Genomic DNA, 15,565 nt, shown 5'->3' on the forward strand with positions numbered 1-15,565 from the left:
TTGCAAGGACACCGGATGTCAGTGCCGCTCCCGCCGCCCTCATTGCAGCCCTCGCCCTACCATGCGTGGATTCGACCACTGGTCCAGGCCTCCTTCTGGCTGTCCGCGCTGCTGACCGGCTACTTCGTACTGCAGGGGCTGCTGGTGTGGCCGCTGCACGACGTTCCACTCTGGCAACTGCTGGCCGATGAAGCACAGCATCGGCAGGTGCACAGCCTGACCTGGCTGCTGGCGCACCCGGTGGGTGCCTCGATGATCGCTGCATTGCTCTGCCTGGCCTCGGCCGTGGCCAGCTGGGGCCTGCTGCGCGAGCGCCGCTGGGGCCTGTGGAGCTTTGTGGTGATGCTGCTGTTGAGCGCGCTGGCCAATTTCGCGATCACGTGGTGGCTGGACGTGTTCATGCGCGACGTGATCGTGCTGCTCGCCGACGATCCGGGCATGGAGCAATCGCTGCAGCCGCGGCGCTGGATGATGACCTTCACCCTGCTCGGCACGTCGGTCCTGTTCCTCGGCCTGCAGGGCTGGCTGGCCTGGCGCCTGCTGCGGCCGGACATCCGCTTGCGCTTCCACTGAGCAACATCCATTTTCCGCACGACAAGGACCGTCGCATGCGCTTGCTGAGCCTTCTCCCCGCACTGCTGCTGTTCGCCGCGCTGCCTGTTGCCGCCGGCGCGTTGCACTGCGGCGAATACCGCAGCACCGATGGCGACATGGCGCTGGTGTTCACCACCCCCAGCACCGGCTACCGCCACGACGACGGCAGCGAGCCGCAGCCGCTGTGGGTTGATCGCAGTGCGGCGCAGACGCGCCTGGTCATGCTCGACGATGGCGTGGCGGAGCCGATCCGGATCAGTGCCGATGGCCAGCGCATCGAGGACGAGGGCGTCGTGGTCTACACCCTGCGCCAATCCCGTGCCTGCGCCGTCGAGCCCAGCGCGATGGACGGCAGCTGTCGCGCCGCCGGCAGCCACTGCATTGCGCGGCTGCCCACGGCCTCACCCGGCCACGCCCAGCGCGCGTGCAGCGAAGGCGTTGGCGCGGGCTGCTCTTCACTGCTGCGGCAACTGCGCGATCGCGTAGCTGCGGGCGGAAGCGATGACACCGAGGCCGTGCGCTTCGAACGCCCGCCTGTCTGCCGCGAACACACACCCGGGCATGACCTGCAGGCCTGCGAAGCGCTGACTGACGATGCGCTGGCTGCCGCGATGCAGTTGGTGGGTGAACGCCTGCAAAGAGAAGACGAAGACACGCTGGAATCTCCGCTTCCGGCCGCTGCACGCAATCATCTGCAGCAGCTGTGCCTGCAGCATCGCAATGGCCGCTTCTGCACCGAAGTGGCCGAACAGCAGTTGATCGCACGGGACCCTGCGTTGGCGGTGCAGGCGCTGCAGGTGGTCTGCGACTCAGGCCGCATCAGTGCCTGCCAACGTACCGCGCCGTTGCAGGCACTCGGTGCTGACCTGCGCCTGGTTCCGGCCCAACAGGTGCCGTGCGGCCGCTACCAGGCCGCCGATGGCGTGATCGACATGCTCGACTTCGGCGATGGCAGCCGGGCCCGCCTGCATGACGGTGCCATCCATCTGCAGCAGAACAGCGAAACCCGTGTGCTGCGCCGGCTCGGCAATGGCGACCTGCTTGGCATGGATGCGCAGACCGGCTACCAGCGTTACCAGCCCGTACCCGGCACGGCACAATGCACGCCCCCGCGCGAGAGCGATGGTTCGCCGTAGCGCCTGGAGTTTCCCGTTCGATCGTCAAGGAGACGACATGCATTCACCCGCACCGCGCCGCCCCTGGCTGGCCTGGGCGCTGCTGCTGGCCGCGCCGATGGCCGCCGCACAGTCACCGCAATGCGGCCTGTTCAAGGCCGACGAAGGCAGCGGCACGCTGCGCATCAGCTCACCGAACCGCGGCGAGCAGAAGCACTTCGGCAGTGCGCCGTCTCCGGTCGCGTTCCAGCAGATCGACGGAAAGCTGCAACTGGTGAACCTGGAGTACGGCCTGCCCAGCGCGCTGCAGGTGCGCGATCGTGGCCGCACGGTCGAGGTGGATGGCACGGTCTACCTCCTGCAGGCCCCCGCACAGTGCGCCGCAGCAGCCACGCCAACTGAAGGCAGCTGCCTGGCCGACGCGGCGGCGTGCCTGGACAACCGTCGTGAAACGAGCCCGGCCGCGCTGGAAGCAGGGTGCCGGGAAGGCGTGCCCGGTATGTGCCTGCAACTGGCTGATCGTTGGCACGAGGAGGCCAAACCCACGGTCGAGGCCGATCCCGCCCTAGCAAAGGCAGCGCTGGACGCCGCCCTGTCCGGCATCAAGCTCCCCGCCGCCTGTGACGACGGTGGCTTCGAACAGGGAACTCCGGCGTGTGCCGCCGCACTCGAGGCCGATCCCGCAGTGCAGGAGCAGCTGGTCAAGGCGGCGATGACGGCAGCCATGACCGAAGCCATGGTGACGATGACGGCGCCGACCGTGCCGGTGATCATTCCGGCTGAGCGGCGGCAACAGCTGTTGCGGCTGTGCCGCGAAGTACCGCACGGCGGCTTCTGCACCCGCGTGGCTGAGCTGTCCTGGGAGGCGGGAGACCCCCAGCAGGCGGTGCAGGCCCTGGCTGCGGCCTGCCCCCCCGGCAATGACACCGCCACCTGCGGCCGCCTTCCGGCGCTGCAGGCGGTGGGTGCATCGCTGCAACCGCTGCCGGCAACGGTCCTGCCCTGCGGCAATTACCGGTCCGACGGCGGCCTGATGGACACGCTGGATTTCGGTGACGCCGGTCTGGTCGGTGTGGGCTGGAGCAGCCATCTTCGCGCGCGCGTCGAAAAAGGCGACATCCGCATCCGCCACGACCGGGACGGCGACTTCGTGCTGCGCCCGCTGCCCGGCGGCCAGTTGCTGGGCCTGGATAACTGGACCCGCTTCCAGGTGTTCGCCCCGACCGGGGAGGGCCCGACCCGGTGCAGTGCACCGAAGCAGTTCAAGGTGCTGCCACTGCCACAGGACTGCCCGCTGGCGCTGGCCAACGAGGACGGAGCCGAAGCCTGCTGCGCGCAGGGCAAGCTGCAGGGCTGCAACATTCTTGGCAACCGTCTCGCGCTGTCCGGAAACTGGATGCAGGCCGTCGAGCACTACACCACGGTCTGCCGTGCCGGCGTCCGCGAAGGGTGCGAGAACCTGGTCACCGCGCAGGGCAACGGTGCCGAAGTGAGCGCACGAGCACTCCTGGAGCAGCTGTGCAAGGCCGACCGCAGCGGCCTGCATGTGGCCTGCGACGTGCTCGGAACCCAGAACTGGGAGCTGATCACACTGGGCGGTGCCCTGCAGAAGGCGGTTGACGGGGCGACCGTGGACGACGCTCCGGCGCCACGCAATTCCAACCGCAAGCGCTGAGCCCGCCAGGGCCTGTCCGCAGCTTCGGGCGGGCCCTGCGGTAAAGTACGCGCCATGAACGAATTCGAGCGCGTGCGCGCCTACCTCACCGACCTGCAGGACCGCATCTGTGCGGCGATCGAGGCCGTCGATGGCCATGCCCGCTTCCAGGAAGACCTGTGGCAGCGGGCCGAGGGCGGTGGCGGGCGCACCCGCGTGCTGCGCGATGGTGCAGTGTTCGAGCAGGCCGGTATCGGCTTTTCCGATGTGTCCGGCAGCCGCCTGCCGCCGTCGGCTTCGGCCAACCGCCCGGAACTGGCCGGCGCCTCCTGGCGCGCCACCGGCGTGTCGCTGGTGTTCCACCCGCTCAACCCCTACGTGCCGACCACCCATGCCAACGTGCGCTTCTTCCAGGCACAGCGCGACGGCGAAGTGGTGGCCAGCTGGTTCGGCGGCGGCTTCGACCTGACCCCGTTCTATCCGTTCGACGAGGACGTGCAGCACTGGCACCGGGTTGCGCGCGACCTGTGCACGCCGTTCGGCGAAGAACGCTATGCCGCACACAAGCGCTGGTGCGACGAGTACTTCTTCCTGCGCCACCGCAATGAAACGCGCGGTGTCGGCGGTCTGTTCTTCGACGACCTGCACGGCGACTTCGAGCACGATTTCGATTACCTGCGCGCGGTCGGTGATGGCTTCCTCGATGCCTACCTGCCGATCGTGCAGCAGCGCAAGAACGCCGCCTATGGAGAGCGCGAACGCGAGTTCCAGCTGTACCGTCGCGGCCGCTATGTGGAGTTCAACCTGGTCTATGACCGCGGCACGCTGTTCGGTCTGCAGAGCGGTGGACGCAGCGAAAGCATCCTCATGAGCCTGCCGCCGCGGGTGCGCTGGGAGTACGGCTTCAGTCCGGAAGCGGGCAGCGCCGAGGCGCGCCTGGCCGACTATCTGGTGCCGCGCGACTGGCTCTGATCTTCCGGCGCCACGCCTGACGCGTGGCACTTTCTCCTGCCTGTGGTGCGCCCCGCGCCGGACAGGCCCTGCCCCACTTCCCTCAAGGATGACCCCATGCCTGCTGCTGTTTCTCTCCGCCCCCGCGCTGCGGGCTGGCGAGCCCTGCTGTTGCTTGCATTGGCCTCGGCCAGCCTGCCGGCCGCCGCGCAGTCGATGGCCTGCGGCACCTACAAGGACAGCAGCGGCAACACCACGCTGACCCTGGAGAGCGACGGCCACGGCTTCCTGTCCGGCCCCCACCAGGCCACCGAGGAGCTGCGCATCGCCCGCCAGGAAGACGTGCTCGGTACCGGCAACCTGTCCACGGGCCAGCTGGAAAACTGGTACTTCTCGGACAACGACCGCACGATCAGCACGCCCTATCGCGAGTTCACCCGCGAGCACGCCGCCGCCTGCAAGACGATGCCGGAGCCCGTCGAGGACGGTTGCGTGATGAACACCTCCGAGTGCCTGGAGGCGCTGCCCGAGGCCGCACCCGTGAAACTGCACGCCTGGTGTGCCGAGGGCGTGGGCGCAGCCTGCATGCGACTGCTGGAGACCTACCAGCAGCAGGCCAAGGACGCAGCCCCGGCGCCTGCACGGGCCGAGCCGCCGAAGCCGGAGATCTGCAAGGAGGATTCCGCGTCCTTCAACGCCGAGGGCTGCCGGGCGATCGCCGAGGTGATCGGCCTGGAGATGATCGGCAAGTCGCTGCTCGGGCTGCAGCATTCGGTCGAGCCTGCGTTGCTGCCCGCGCAGCTCGATGAGCTGGCCGCACTGTGCCGGCAGCAGCACGGCGAGACCTTCTGCGCCGACGTTGCCGAGGTGCTGTGGAGCGGCGGGCGCCTTTCGCAGGCCCACGAAGCGCTGCAGCTGTCGTGCGCGCAGCGCGTGGACGGCGTGGCCTGCGGCCGCGCCCAGGCACTTGCCAGCCTGGCCGCTGCACCGGCCGCTGCACTGGCCCCGGTGCCGGCCACCGCGCTGCCCTGTGGCAGCTTTGAAGCCGGGTACAGCGTGCTCTCGCAGCTGCGCTTCCTCGATGGCGGCCTGGTTGAGGCCGAGGGCCGCGACCAGCGCCTGCGCGCGCGCCTGCAGGACGGCCGCATCTTCATCCGTCGCGATGTCGGCAGCGACTTCGTACTGCAGCCGCTGAAGAACGGAAACCTGGCCAGCGTCGACGGCGGCAACCGCTTTGCCTATTACGAGCGCAAGCCCGCCACAGGCAATGCCACCTGCACGCCGCCGGTGGCCTTCGTGGAGATCCCGCTGCCGCTGGATTGCCCGACCCTGGCCCGCAAGGACGGCGCAAAGGCCTGCTGCACCGATGGCAAGCTGCTCGGCTGCAAGGTGGCCGGCGAAGCGCTGTTCGAGTCCGAAAAATGGGCCGCGTCGCTGCCCTACTTCGAGACGCTGTGCGGCGCGGGCGTGCGCGAAGGGTGCCTGGCATTGGCAGCGGTGTATTCGCACACCGCAGACCCGAAGATCCCGCAGGCCATGGCGGCGATCTGCGCGAAGGATGGCAAGGGCACGCACGTGGCCTGTGATGTGGACGCCACCCGCAACTGGCCGGCGCTGAAGGCCGAAGCCACCCCCTGACGCCCGGCACCCATGGAGCCGGGCGCAAGGCAGCCGAGCATGGGCTCGGCTACAGGGTCAGGTGCTCTTCCTGGGGATGATCGTGATGTGCCCGTTGATCTCCAGCAGGGCCAGCTCGACATCCTCCACGCCCAGGCAGCCCTGCTGGCGCATGGCGGCCTCGAAATCGGCACGGGTGACCTGCTCGCGGCGCAGAACGGCGTCGAACAGGCGCCCATCCCGCGCGATCACCACGGGTTCTCCTTCCACCAGACGCTCGATCCGCCGGCTGCGGGTACTCACCCAGCCCACCCCGTAGTTGAGCAGGATCAGGGTCGCCGCCAGCAACAGGCCGCCCCCCAGGGAGGTGTCGGTACCCAGTAGTGCGTTCTGTACCGCGTTGCCCAGCAACACCACCAGCAGCACGTCGAAGGGCGTGATCTGCCCCAGCGGACGTTTTCCGCTGAGCCGGACCATGCCCAGCACCACCACGTAGACCACCACCGCGCGCAGGATGAACTCCCACCACGGCATTGCCAGTGCGAACAGGTCGGGCATTGTCTTCCCCTGCGGAGCGGTGGCCCAGCGTGGCGCAGGCCATGGCGTCTGGCAACGGCACAAATAAAAAGCCCCGCTGACCAGGGGGAGGTCAACGGGGCCGGGGAACGGGCACTTGGGGAGGAGTCCCCGTTCCGAGATCTGCTCCAGGGGATGGGAGAGATCCACAACAGGCGTTGCGCCTGTCGAGAGTTATAGAAGCACTCCGAACACTAACGGTTCGTGAAGGGACCCAATTTAATGAACCTCGCTCAGGGCAACATTCATGCTCGAGTCAGAAACCTTTGGCGAATGAACGAATTCACGTCGTTTTCGGCCTGAACCCCCCTCAGTGCGCTTCGTCCCAGTTGTTGCCGATGCCGGTATCGACCACCAGCGGCACCCGCAGTTTGGCCGCTTGCGACATGCGCTCGACCACCTGCAAACGCAACTCCTCGACGAAACTGCTTTCGGTTTCGAACACCAGTTCATCGTGCACCTGCAGGATCATCCGCGCCGGTGCGCCGCTGTCACGCAGCCACTGATCCACGTCCACCATCGCCCGCTTGATGATGTCCGCCGCCGTCCCCTGCATCGGTGCGTTGATCGCGGCACGTTCGGCACCGGCGCGCAGGCCCTGGTTACGTGCATGAATGTCGTTCAGGTACAGGCGGCGGCCGAACAGGGTTTCCACATAGCCCTGGTCGCGGGCCTGCTGGCGCATCCGCTCCATGAAGTCGCGCACGCCCGGGTAGCGGCTGAAGTACAGCGCCACGTAGTCCTGCGCCTGGCCCCGGTCGATGCCCAGGTTGCGGGCCAGGCCGAAGGCGCTCATGCCGTACATCAGGCCGAAGTTGATCGCCTTGGCAGCGCGGCGCTCGTTCGGGGTCACTTCCTCCAGCGTACGCCCGAACACCTCGGCGGCGGTGGCACGGTGCACGTCGGCGCCCTGCTCGAAGGCACGCACCAGGCCCGGGTCCCCGGACAGGTGGGCCATGATCCGCAGCTCGATCTGGGAGTAGTCGGCGGCCAGCAGCTGGAAGCCGTCCGGGGCGATGAACGCGCGGCGGATGCGACGGCCATCCTCGGTGCGGATCGGGATGTTCTGCAGGTTCGGGTCCGACGAGGACAGGCGCCCGGTGGCGGCACCGGACTGGTGGTAGCTGGTATGCACGCGGCCGGTGTCCGGGTTGACCATCTCCGGCAGCTTGTCGGTGTAGGTGCTGCGCAGCTTGGCCAGGCCGCGGTAGTCGAGGATCACCCGCGGCAGCTCGTGCTGGTCGGCAATCGCCTCCAGCGCCTCTTCATTGGTGCTGGGCTGGCCTTTGGGGGTCTTCACCACCGCCGGCAGCTTCAACTCATCGAACAGCACCGCCTGCAGCTGCTTGGGCGAATCCAGGTTGAAGCTGCGCCCGGCCAGTTCGGTGGCCTTCTGCTGCGCGGCCAGCATGCGCGAGGACAGGTCCTGGCTCTGCCGGCGCAGTTCGTCGGTGTCGATCCGCACGCCGTTGGCTTCGATCGTGGTCAGCACCGGCACCAGCGGCATCTCGATGTCGCGGTACACGCTGTCCAGCGCCGGCTCGGCCAGCAGCTGCGGCTGCAGCGCGTGGTGCAGGCGCAGGGTGATGTCGGCGTCCTCGGCCGCATAGCGGCTGGCTTCGTCGATGCCCACCTGCGAGAACGGAATCTGCTTGGCGCCCTTGCCGGCCACGTTCTCGAACTTGATGGTGTTGTAGCCCAGGTAACGCAGGGCCAGTGAATCCATGTCGTGGCGGGTGGCGGTGGAGTTGAGCACGAAGCTCTCAAGCATGGTGTCGTCGTGGTAGCCCTGCACCTCCACGCCATGGCGGCGCAGCACGTGCAGGTCGTACTTGCCGTGCTGGCCCAGCTTCTTCTTCGCTGGGTCCTGCAGCGCCGGGCGCAGTGCATCCAGCACCTGCTGCAGCGGCAGCTGCGCCGGTGCGCCAGGATAGTCGTGACCAACCGGGATGTAGGCGGCCTTGCCCGGCTCGACCGCCAGGCTGACACCGACCAGGCGCGCGCGCATCGCGTCCAGCGCGTCTGTCTCGGTATCGAAACTGATCAGGTCCGCCTGCTGCAGGTGCTCAACCCAGGCCTGCAGCTGTTCGGTGGTCAACACGGTCTCGTAGTCACCCGGTACCGCCAGCGCCGGATCCAGCGTGCCGGCGGCCGGCGCCTCGGCGCTGCCGCGGGCAAAGCCAGCCGCGGTACCGCGCAGGCTCGGCGTCGCTTCGCTGGCGGCCGTCGGCGCCGGCAGCGGCGCACCCAGCTCCTTCAGCGCCTGGGTGAAGCCGTAGCGCGCATACAGCTCGGTCAGCTCCGGCACGTCCTGCTCGCGCAGGGCCAGCGTGGTCGGGCTGGCATCCAGCTCCACATCGGTGCGGATGGTCACCAGTTCGCGGTTCAGCGGCAGGCGCTCCAGCGCCGCGCGCAGGTTCTCGCCGATCTTGCCCTTCATGGTCGGCGCAGCGGCCATCACGCCGTCCAGGTGCTGGTACTCGGCCAGCCACTTGGCGGCGGTCTTCGGCCCGCACTTCTCCACGCCCGGCACGTTGTCGACGGTGTCGCCCATCAGCGCCAGCAGGTCGATGATCTGGTCGGCGCGCACGCCGAACTTCTCCATCACCGCGGCGTCCGAATCCATGCGGCTGCCAGTCATGGTGTTGACCAGCTCGATGCCCGGGCGCACCAGCTGGGCGAAGTCCTTGTCGCCGGTGGAAATGGTCACCTTCAGGTCCTGCGCCACGCCCTGCAGGGCCAGCGTGCCGATCACATCGTCGGCTTCCACGCCGGGAATGCGCAGGATGCTGATGCCCAGTGCTTCGACGATGCGGCACATCGGCTCGACCTGGCTGCGCAGTTCATCGGGCATCGGCGGGCGGTTGGCCTTGTACTGGTCGTACAGGTCATCGCGGAAGGTCTTGCCTGGCGCATCGACCACGAACGCCACGTAGGCCGGGCGCTCCTTCAGTGTCGAGCGCAGCATGTTGACCACGCCGAACAGCGCGCCGGTGGGTTCGCCCTGTGCATTGGACAGGGGCGGCAGCGCGTGGAACGCGCGGTACAGGTAACTGGACCCGTCGATCAGGACTAATCTGCTCATGGGTCGATTCTACGCGCCCGTGCCTGCACCGCGGCGACACGGCAGGTGCCCGGCGATGGGGCATAATCAAGGCTCATTCCAGGCAAAGGCCCCCGCCGATGAAGACCCTGATGCTGGCTTCCCTGCTCCTGCTCGCTGGCTGCGCCAGCATGGGTGGCGCGGGCGCTCCCCCGGTGGACGTCAAGGGCGCGGATGTGTCCAAGCGCACCATGGACAACGGCGATGTCATCGAGGAATACCGCGTGTCCGGCCAGCTGCGCATGGTCAAGGTGACCCCGTCGCGCGGCGCCCCGTTCTACATGTACGACAAGAACGGCGATGGCCGTTTCGACAACGACAAGGACGGCGTGTCGCCGGTGTACTGGAAGCTGTACAGCTGGTGAGGTGACCGGCATCGAACCGGGCGGAGTGGCCACACTCCGCCCGGTTCAACGGGTCATTGCACGCAACCCGCCGCGTCACCGTCACAGGCTCGCGCCAGCCCCGTCGGCAACCGGATCCCGGGGTGCGTGATGCCGATCGCACGCGGCTCGATGGTGGCCGCAGCCGCATCGACGTAGACCGCCCGCGGCAGCACCGCGCCCTGCGCACGCACGCCGGGGCCCATCGCAGCAGGATCAGGGCCAGGATCAGGTCCACCGCCCATTGTCAGAGGGCGGCCATCTGCGCCCACGGCATGGAAATAGGCCGGCGGCCGGCCGACGAAATCGACCTCGTAAGTACTGCTCGTGCTGGTCAGATGGATCGGCGCAGGCTGGGTGCCGATACCGCCGCTGGACCACCAACGACTGCTGCCGGCCAGCACCGGCGTGGTGCCCAGCTGGCGGATGTCACCCTCCTGGACCTTCAGGTAGAACGCACTGCTGCCGGCGTCGACGCTGAATGCGCTGCCGTTGACGGTGGCCAGGGTCAGGTTGCCGGTGTTGGTCAGGCTGAAGCCCGCAGGCGACTGGAAATCACCCAGGTTGCCGATGGCATTGGCCACGAACAACGACGCATTGCCCAGCGTCGTTGGACCGACCGCGCGACCGCTGAGCTGGTCGGCGAACAGGCGGCCACTGGCGCTGGAACGGATCGCACCGGCCGACTGCAGCCGGAGTCTGCCCGCCTGCAGGCTGCCATCGATCTGCAGATCCCCGCCACGCACGTCGAGCAGACCCTGTGCGCCGGCCTGCACAGTGCCGGTCACCTGCAGCCCCTGCTGGGTCTGCAGTTCCAGGCCCTGGCTGCTGAAATCGCCGAGCGTCGCAATGCGGTTGTCGCCGCGCAGGCGGGCGTTGCCACCCGCGCTGCCCTGCAGGCGTTGTGCGGCCAGCACGCCACCGCTCTGGGTCAGCGCACCCGCGCTGCCAAGCTGCAGTACGCCTGTCGCCAGCACATCGTGGGCGAGCTGCAGGTCCTGGCCGCTGTGCAGCGTGATGTTGTTGCCGCGCAGTGCCGCCGGAAGCTGCAGGGCACCGACCGCGAGCAATTGCAGGTCACCGCTGCCGGTATCGATCCGGGTGCCGGGCAGCTGCAGTGCTCCACCCGCCTGCAGGCGTACCGTCGCATTGCGGTTGTCGAGTGAGGCCACGCGCAGGTCACCCGCGGCGGCCAGGTCGATGCCGACGCCGGTCAGTGCAACCGCACCACGCAGGTCATTGTCCGAACGTGCCAATGCGATGCCCGCGTCGCTGCGCAGGTCAGCGCTTCCATCCACACGCAGTGCGCCACTCTGATCGATGCCATCGCGGCCCTCGGCCTGCAGGTTGCCACCGACGTGGGTCGTACCCAGATGCAGCTGCTGTCCGTCCAGCACCACGTTGCCAACGATGTCCACCGTGCCCAGGGCCAAACGCCCACCACTTCGCGCAACCAGGCTGTCCGCTGTCACGCGTTGAAGCTGCAGGCTGCCATCGGCGGCCAGTGCCACCTGCCGCCCCTGCACCGTGACAGCGTCGCCGAAACGGTTGCCACCTGCCTGCAGATCAATGGCACCGCCGGCGTTCAGGCGAGTGGTGCCTGCCACCTGCGCGCCGCCCTGCTGGCGGATGCCTCCTGCGCTGGCCAGCGCCAGTCTGCCCCCTGCACTCACGCTGCCCAGCAACAGCGAAGCAGCCACCACGTCGATATCGCCGCCAGCCAGGTCGAGCGCGCCGTCGAAGCGGTTGCCGGACTGGCCCAGGGTGATGGCCGAACCTGCCTGGAAGCGGCTGTTGCCTGCGACCTGCAGCGCATCGGACTGGGTGATCGCGCCGCTGCTGTTCACCTGCAGCGCACCCAGCACCGAGGTGGCACCCAACCGCACGCCGTTGCCACTGAGCTGCACGTCACGCATGGCCTGCAGGTTCTGCAGGTCCAGCGCCGTACTGCTGGTCAGTGTGATGTCACGGCCCTGTACCTGCAGTGCACTGCCCAGCCGGTTGCCGGTATTGCCCAGCAAGATATCGGTGCTGGCCCGCAAATCGCTGTTACTGCCGAAGGTCAGGGTGCCGCTGCCCTGGCGGATGTCACCAGTGCGCGCGGTGGCCTGCAGCAGCCCCCCCATGGATGCGCCGTCGAACAGCAGCGATGTAGCGTTGAGACTGGCAGCTGCAGCGACATTGGCATTGGCCAGCGACATCGCACCGCCACTGTAGGCGTCCAGCGTGGTGGTATCGATGCCGTCCAACGCCAGCCCCGACAGCGCCTGGATGCGCGCCTGGTTGCCCTTCAGGGAAACCTTGCCGCCGAAGATGTTGGGATAGGCATCGAGTACCAGATTGCCGGCGGGGCCTGCGCTGAAGCTGGCGTCGCCACCAACGGTGAACGCACCGCCTTGGGTGAAGCCGGAGCTGCTGGTGACGTCAAGCCGACCTGTCGTCCGGATCGCCTCGGTGGTCACGCTCGAGCCCTTCAGCTCCAGATCGGTCAACCAGGCGCCAGCGGTGGTCCCTGCTCCCGATTGCAGTTCAAGCGTGCCGTGCGCGTTGAGCGCCAGGCTGCTCAGCCCGTCACCGCTGCCGTCGACGCGACCGACCACCACATTGCCATTGTTGCTGCGGATGCTGAGCCAGCGCGGCGTGCTCGCGGCCAGGTTGACGTTGCCCAGTTGGACCGCGCCGTCGGTCGTGATGCTGCCGCCGAGCTGGAGCGGACCGGCACTGTTGATGCCCAGGCTGGCAAGCGCCTGGCGACTGCCGACGTCACCGGCAAACACCACGTCGAGTCCGCTCGTGAGCGTCAACGCATGCGACCCATCGATACGGCCGCGGAAGTTGATCTGGCCGAGCTGGCTGTTAAGCGTGCTGTCGCCGGTGAGCACTGCATCGCCCTGGAAGTATTGCAGGCCGATGCTCCTGCCACTGGCGGGGAGCTGCACCGTGTCGGCGATCGTCCACAGGCTGGCCACGTCGAAATCGGAGAACGCCAGCGTGCCTTTGGCGTAGAGGTAGCTGGCACCGCCCTTCAGCGACACAGCACCGGCAAACTGGTTGACCGGCCTGCCCATGCTGTCCACCTGGTTCAGAATGACCGAGCCACTGGCGTCGATGTGGGTGGTCCCACCGATATCCAGCGCACTACCGGCGGTCTGCTGGAGCGATCCACCCAGATTCAGCTGCAGGTTGTCCGACAGGATGGTGTTGCCCAGCTGCAGATTGCCCGCACGCAGTTCGGCTTTCCTGCCCAGGAGGCTGACCTCGCCGCTGAAGCGGTTTCCTCCGTCAACCAGGTTGATGTCGCCCAGGCTCTTGAACCGCGCGCGGCCATCGACCTGGTAGCTGCCCAGCTGGACCAGGCTCGCCACGGAATCGATGTCGAGATTGCCCTTGCTGATGATGCCGCGACCGTTGAAGAGCTGTCCGGTGATGCTGACATCGGCGGCACTGATGTTGCCGTTGACCTGGACCCGGCCGGAGGTGCTCAGCGCCAGGTTGTAGCCGCCGCTGACATTGCTGGAGATGCCGTCGGTGGTGATGGTGCCGCCACCGGTGCTGACCAGTTGGGTAGCGCCGGCCAGGCGCACGTCACCCTGCAGCAGGATTTCACCATTGGCGACGATGCGGCTGCCCAGTGTGAGGGTGTCGGCACCGCCGTAGATGCGATCGAATGCGCCGCGGGTCCCCGCTGCGCCACCCAGCGTGAGCTGGCGAGCGCTCAGGTTCAGCGAGCCGCCATCGCCATCGAGTGTGCCACCGAAGCGCAGGCTGCCACCCACGGATGACAGGTTGCGCGAACCGAACACCTGCACCGGACCATCGAAAGCGAGCATGCCGGTGGCACTGACATCGCCGAACAGGCGAGCGCCGGTACCGGTGGTGACGGACAGGCTCTGCAGAGCGGTGTTGCCACCGATGGCACGGGAGAAGGTCGTCAGCCCGCTGGATTCAACCGCCAGATGGTAGCTGCCATCGACACTGCCATCGAACTGGACCGTACTGCCCTGCAGCGTCGAGTTGCCCCGCAGTATCACCGGTGACTGATAGGTCTGATCACCGGTGGTGATGATCGTGCCGCTCAGGTCGATGGTGCTGCCCTGCGCGGCCAGGCTGCGGGCGTTGATGTTGCCCAACCCGAGTGTGCCGCTGCTGACCAGCGCGATACCACCGCCATTGGCACTGACCCGGTTGCCGAAGCTGTTTCCGGAATGGGTCAAGGTGATGTTGCCGGTGCCGGCGTCAAGCGCGGTGAAGCCGCCGACCGACAAGGCATCGCCGTTGGACAGACCGATGGACGTGGCCAGCGTCAGGTCGGAGCCCACGCTGCCGCCCACACTGCCGATGCGGTTGCCGGTCTGGCCCAGGGTTGCGCCGCCCTGGAGGGCCAGGGTCAGTGCCCCCTCCAGCGCGCCGCTGGCCTGCACGACATTGTTCGCTGCAACGTTGATCGAGTCGGCCTTGACGTCACCGTTCAGCATGACGTCACCGTTGGCTCCGCCATTGAGCGCGACGGAGCCGGCCTGGAGACGGCCACCATCGATCTGGATCGCAACGGGGCCGCCGACTGCGTTGCCGACCACCGCCACCGTATCGGCGGTGATGGCGGCATTGCTGGTCACCACCGGGGCCGTGCTGTGGATGGTGAGACTGCCATCACCGGCGTCGATCGCATTGGCGGTGATCGTACCGCCAGCATTGATGCCTGTGCTGGACAAACCCGGGCCCATCAACGCGGTCATGCTGATGCTGCGTGCATCGAGGACGCCGACATTGCTGACGCCGGTACCGGCCACGGTGCTGGGTGCAGTGGCGGCAAATGCCAGGCGCGACATGCCGTCCGGGGACACGCCGCTCACCACCGTGGCTGCACCGGCGGCCACCAGATCGATATTGCCGTTGGCCGCGTAGATGGACCCGCTGTTGGAGACCGCGCCACCAATCAGGCTGATGCCACCGGCCGCAGCGCGCAGCGTGCCACCCAGATTGCTGACCACGCCAGTACTGCCACCGCCAGCCAGCTGGAAGGCGGCCGGCAGCGGACCACCATCCATCGGCAGTCCCGGCGTACCCGGCATCAGGGTACTGGCCAGCAGTCCGCCAACATTGACGCTGGCAGTGCCGGTGAAGGTGATGCCCGCCGGGTTGATCAGGAACACCTGGCCGGATGACAGCAGCTGGCCACTGATGATGCTGGCCGAACTGCCGGTGACCAGGTTGATGGCCGTCGATTGCGAGCCCTGCTGCATGTTGAACTGCACTACATCGCCGGTGCCGATGCTGAAGCTGCTCCACTGGATGAGCGCGGACTGGCTGGCCTGGGTGACGGTCATCACGTTGCCGTTGGTGTTGATCGCCCCGGAGCCTGCGATGATGCTGCCGTTCTGTGGCAGGACAACCTGCGCCATGGCAGGCAGGCTGCCGGTCAGCAGCAGCGCCGCCGTCAGCGGCGCCAGCCACAGCGTGCGGCACGTGCGTTGTGGCGCACAGCGGCGCGGCCCGCGTGCGAGTTCTGCGGCGACCTGCACCTGGCCCAGCGAAGGATTGAAGACGAGTCGGTAGATACGGTTCATGGTCG

At 67.6% G+C, this 15,565-nt stretch carries 9 protein-coding genes; 6 read left to right on the plus strand and 3 right to left on the minus strand.

Annotated elements, in window-relative coordinates:
* Window positions 1-15 precede the first annotated feature (15 nt).
* From EZ304_RS10885 to EZ304_RS10905, 5 genes are all read left to right on the plus strand, one after another.
* Window positions 16-573, plus strand: a complete 558-nt coding sequence (locus EZ304_RS10885; protein WP_099551776.1) for a hypothetical protein — start codon at window positions 16-18, stop codon at window positions 571-573.
* Between the two features lie 35 nt (window positions 574-608).
* Window positions 609-1,730 carry a hypothetical protein gene (locus EZ304_RS10890; RefSeq protein WP_142807053.1) on the plus strand — a complete coding sequence of 374 codons (1,122 nt, stop codon included), beginning with the start codon at window positions 609-611 and terminating at the stop codon, window positions 1,728-1,730.
* A gap of 37 nt (window positions 1,731-1,767) precedes the next feature.
* Window positions 1,768-3,384, plus strand: a complete 1,617-nt coding sequence (locus tag EZ304_RS10895; RefSeq protein ID WP_142807054.1) for a hypothetical protein — start codon at window positions 1,768-1,770, stop codon at window positions 3,382-3,384.
* Between the two features lie 54 nt (window positions 3,385-3,438).
* On the plus strand, window positions 3,439-4,335 hold the full coding sequence (gene hemF, locus EZ304_RS10900) for an oxygen-dependent coproporphyrinogen oxidase (RefSeq protein ID WP_142807055.1): 897 nt from the start codon (window positions 3,439-3,441) through the stop codon (window positions 4,333-4,335).
* Window positions 4,336-4,431: 96 nt separating this feature from the next.
* Window positions 4,432-5,952 (plus strand): hypothetical protein, encoded by a 1,521-nt coding sequence (locus tag EZ304_RS10905; RefSeq protein WP_142807056.1) that lies wholly within the window; start codon window positions 4,432-4,434, stop codon window positions 5,950-5,952.
* A 57-nt stretch (window positions 5,953-6,009) separates the two neighbouring features.
* Here EZ304_RS10905 and EZ304_RS10910 read toward each other — a convergent pair whose 3' ends face one another.
* Both EZ304_RS10910 and polA read right to left on the minus strand, forming a co-directional pair.
* Entirely contained in the window at window positions 6,010-6,489 is a 480-nt protein-coding gene (locus EZ304_RS10910) for a DUF421 domain-containing protein (protein ID WP_032129193.1), read from the minus strand.
* Window positions 6,490-6,817: 328 nt separating this feature from the next.
* Window positions 6,818-9,592, minus strand: a complete 2,775-nt coding sequence (gene polA / locus EZ304_RS10915) for a DNA polymerase I (RefSeq protein ID WP_142807057.1) — start codon at window positions 9,590-9,592, stop codon at window positions 6,818-6,820.
* A 98-nt stretch (window positions 9,593-9,690) separates the two neighbouring features.
* Here polA and EZ304_RS10920 point away from each other — a divergent pair, with 98 nt between their 5' ends.
* On the plus strand, window positions 9,691-9,975 hold the full coding sequence (locus EZ304_RS10920; protein WP_005411628.1) for a DUF2782 domain-containing protein: 285 nt from the start codon (window positions 9,691-9,693) through the stop codon (window positions 9,973-9,975).
* Window positions 9,976-10,028: 53 nt separating this feature from the next.
* Here the strand turns inward: EZ304_RS10920 and EZ304_RS10925 are convergent, their stop codons facing one another.
* Window positions 10,029-15,560 carry a filamentous hemagglutinin N-terminal domain-containing protein gene (locus tag EZ304_RS10925; protein WP_142807058.1) on the minus strand — a complete coding sequence of 1,844 codons (5,532 nt, stop codon included), beginning with the start codon at window positions 15,558-15,560 and terminating at the stop codon, window positions 10,029-10,031.
* Between the last annotated feature and the right edge of the window lie 5 nt (window positions 15,561-15,565).

This window comes from Stenotrophomonas maltophilia, assembly GCF_006974125.1.
Taxonomy (GTDB): domain Bacteria; phylum Pseudomonadota; class Gammaproteobacteria; order Xanthomonadales; family Xanthomonadaceae; genus Stenotrophomonas; species Stenotrophomonas maltophilia_O.

Bases quoted from the DNA above. Each gene is read 5' to 3' on its own strand.
- EZ304_RS10885 (WP_099551776.1), top strand. From the start codon at position 16: ATGTCAGTGCCGCTCCCGCCGCCCTCATTGCAGCCCTCGCCCTACCAT.
- EZ304_RS10890 (WP_142807053.1), top strand. From the start codon at position 609: ATGCGCTTGCTGAGCCTTCTCCCCGCACTGCTGCTGTTCGCCGCGCTG.
- EZ304_RS10895 (WP_142807054.1), top strand. From the start codon at position 1,768: ATGCATTCACCCGCACCGCGCCGCCCCTGGCTGGCCTGGGCGCTGCTG.
- hemF (WP_142807055.1), top strand. From the start codon at position 3,439: ATGAACGAATTCGAGCGCGTGCGCGCCTACCTCACCGACCTGCAGGAC.
- EZ304_RS10905 (WP_142807056.1), top strand. From the start codon at position 4,432: ATGCCTGCTGCTGTTTCTCTCCGCCCCCGCGCTGCGGGCTGGCGAGCC.
- EZ304_RS10910 (WP_032129193.1), bottom strand. From the start codon at position 6,489: ATGCCCGACCTGTTCGCACTGGCAATGCCGTGGTGGGAGTTCATCCTG.
- polA (WP_142807057.1), bottom strand. From the start codon at position 9,592: ATGAGCAGATTAGTCCTGATCGACGGGTCCAGTTACCTGTACCGCGCG.
- EZ304_RS10920 (WP_005411628.1), top strand. From the start codon at position 9,691: ATGAAGACCCTGATGCTGGCTTCCCTGCTCCTGCTCGCTGGCTGCGCC.
- EZ304_RS10925 (WP_142807058.1), bottom strand. From the start codon at position 15,560: ATGAACCGTATCTACCGACTCGTCTTCAATCCTTCGCTGGGCCAGGTG.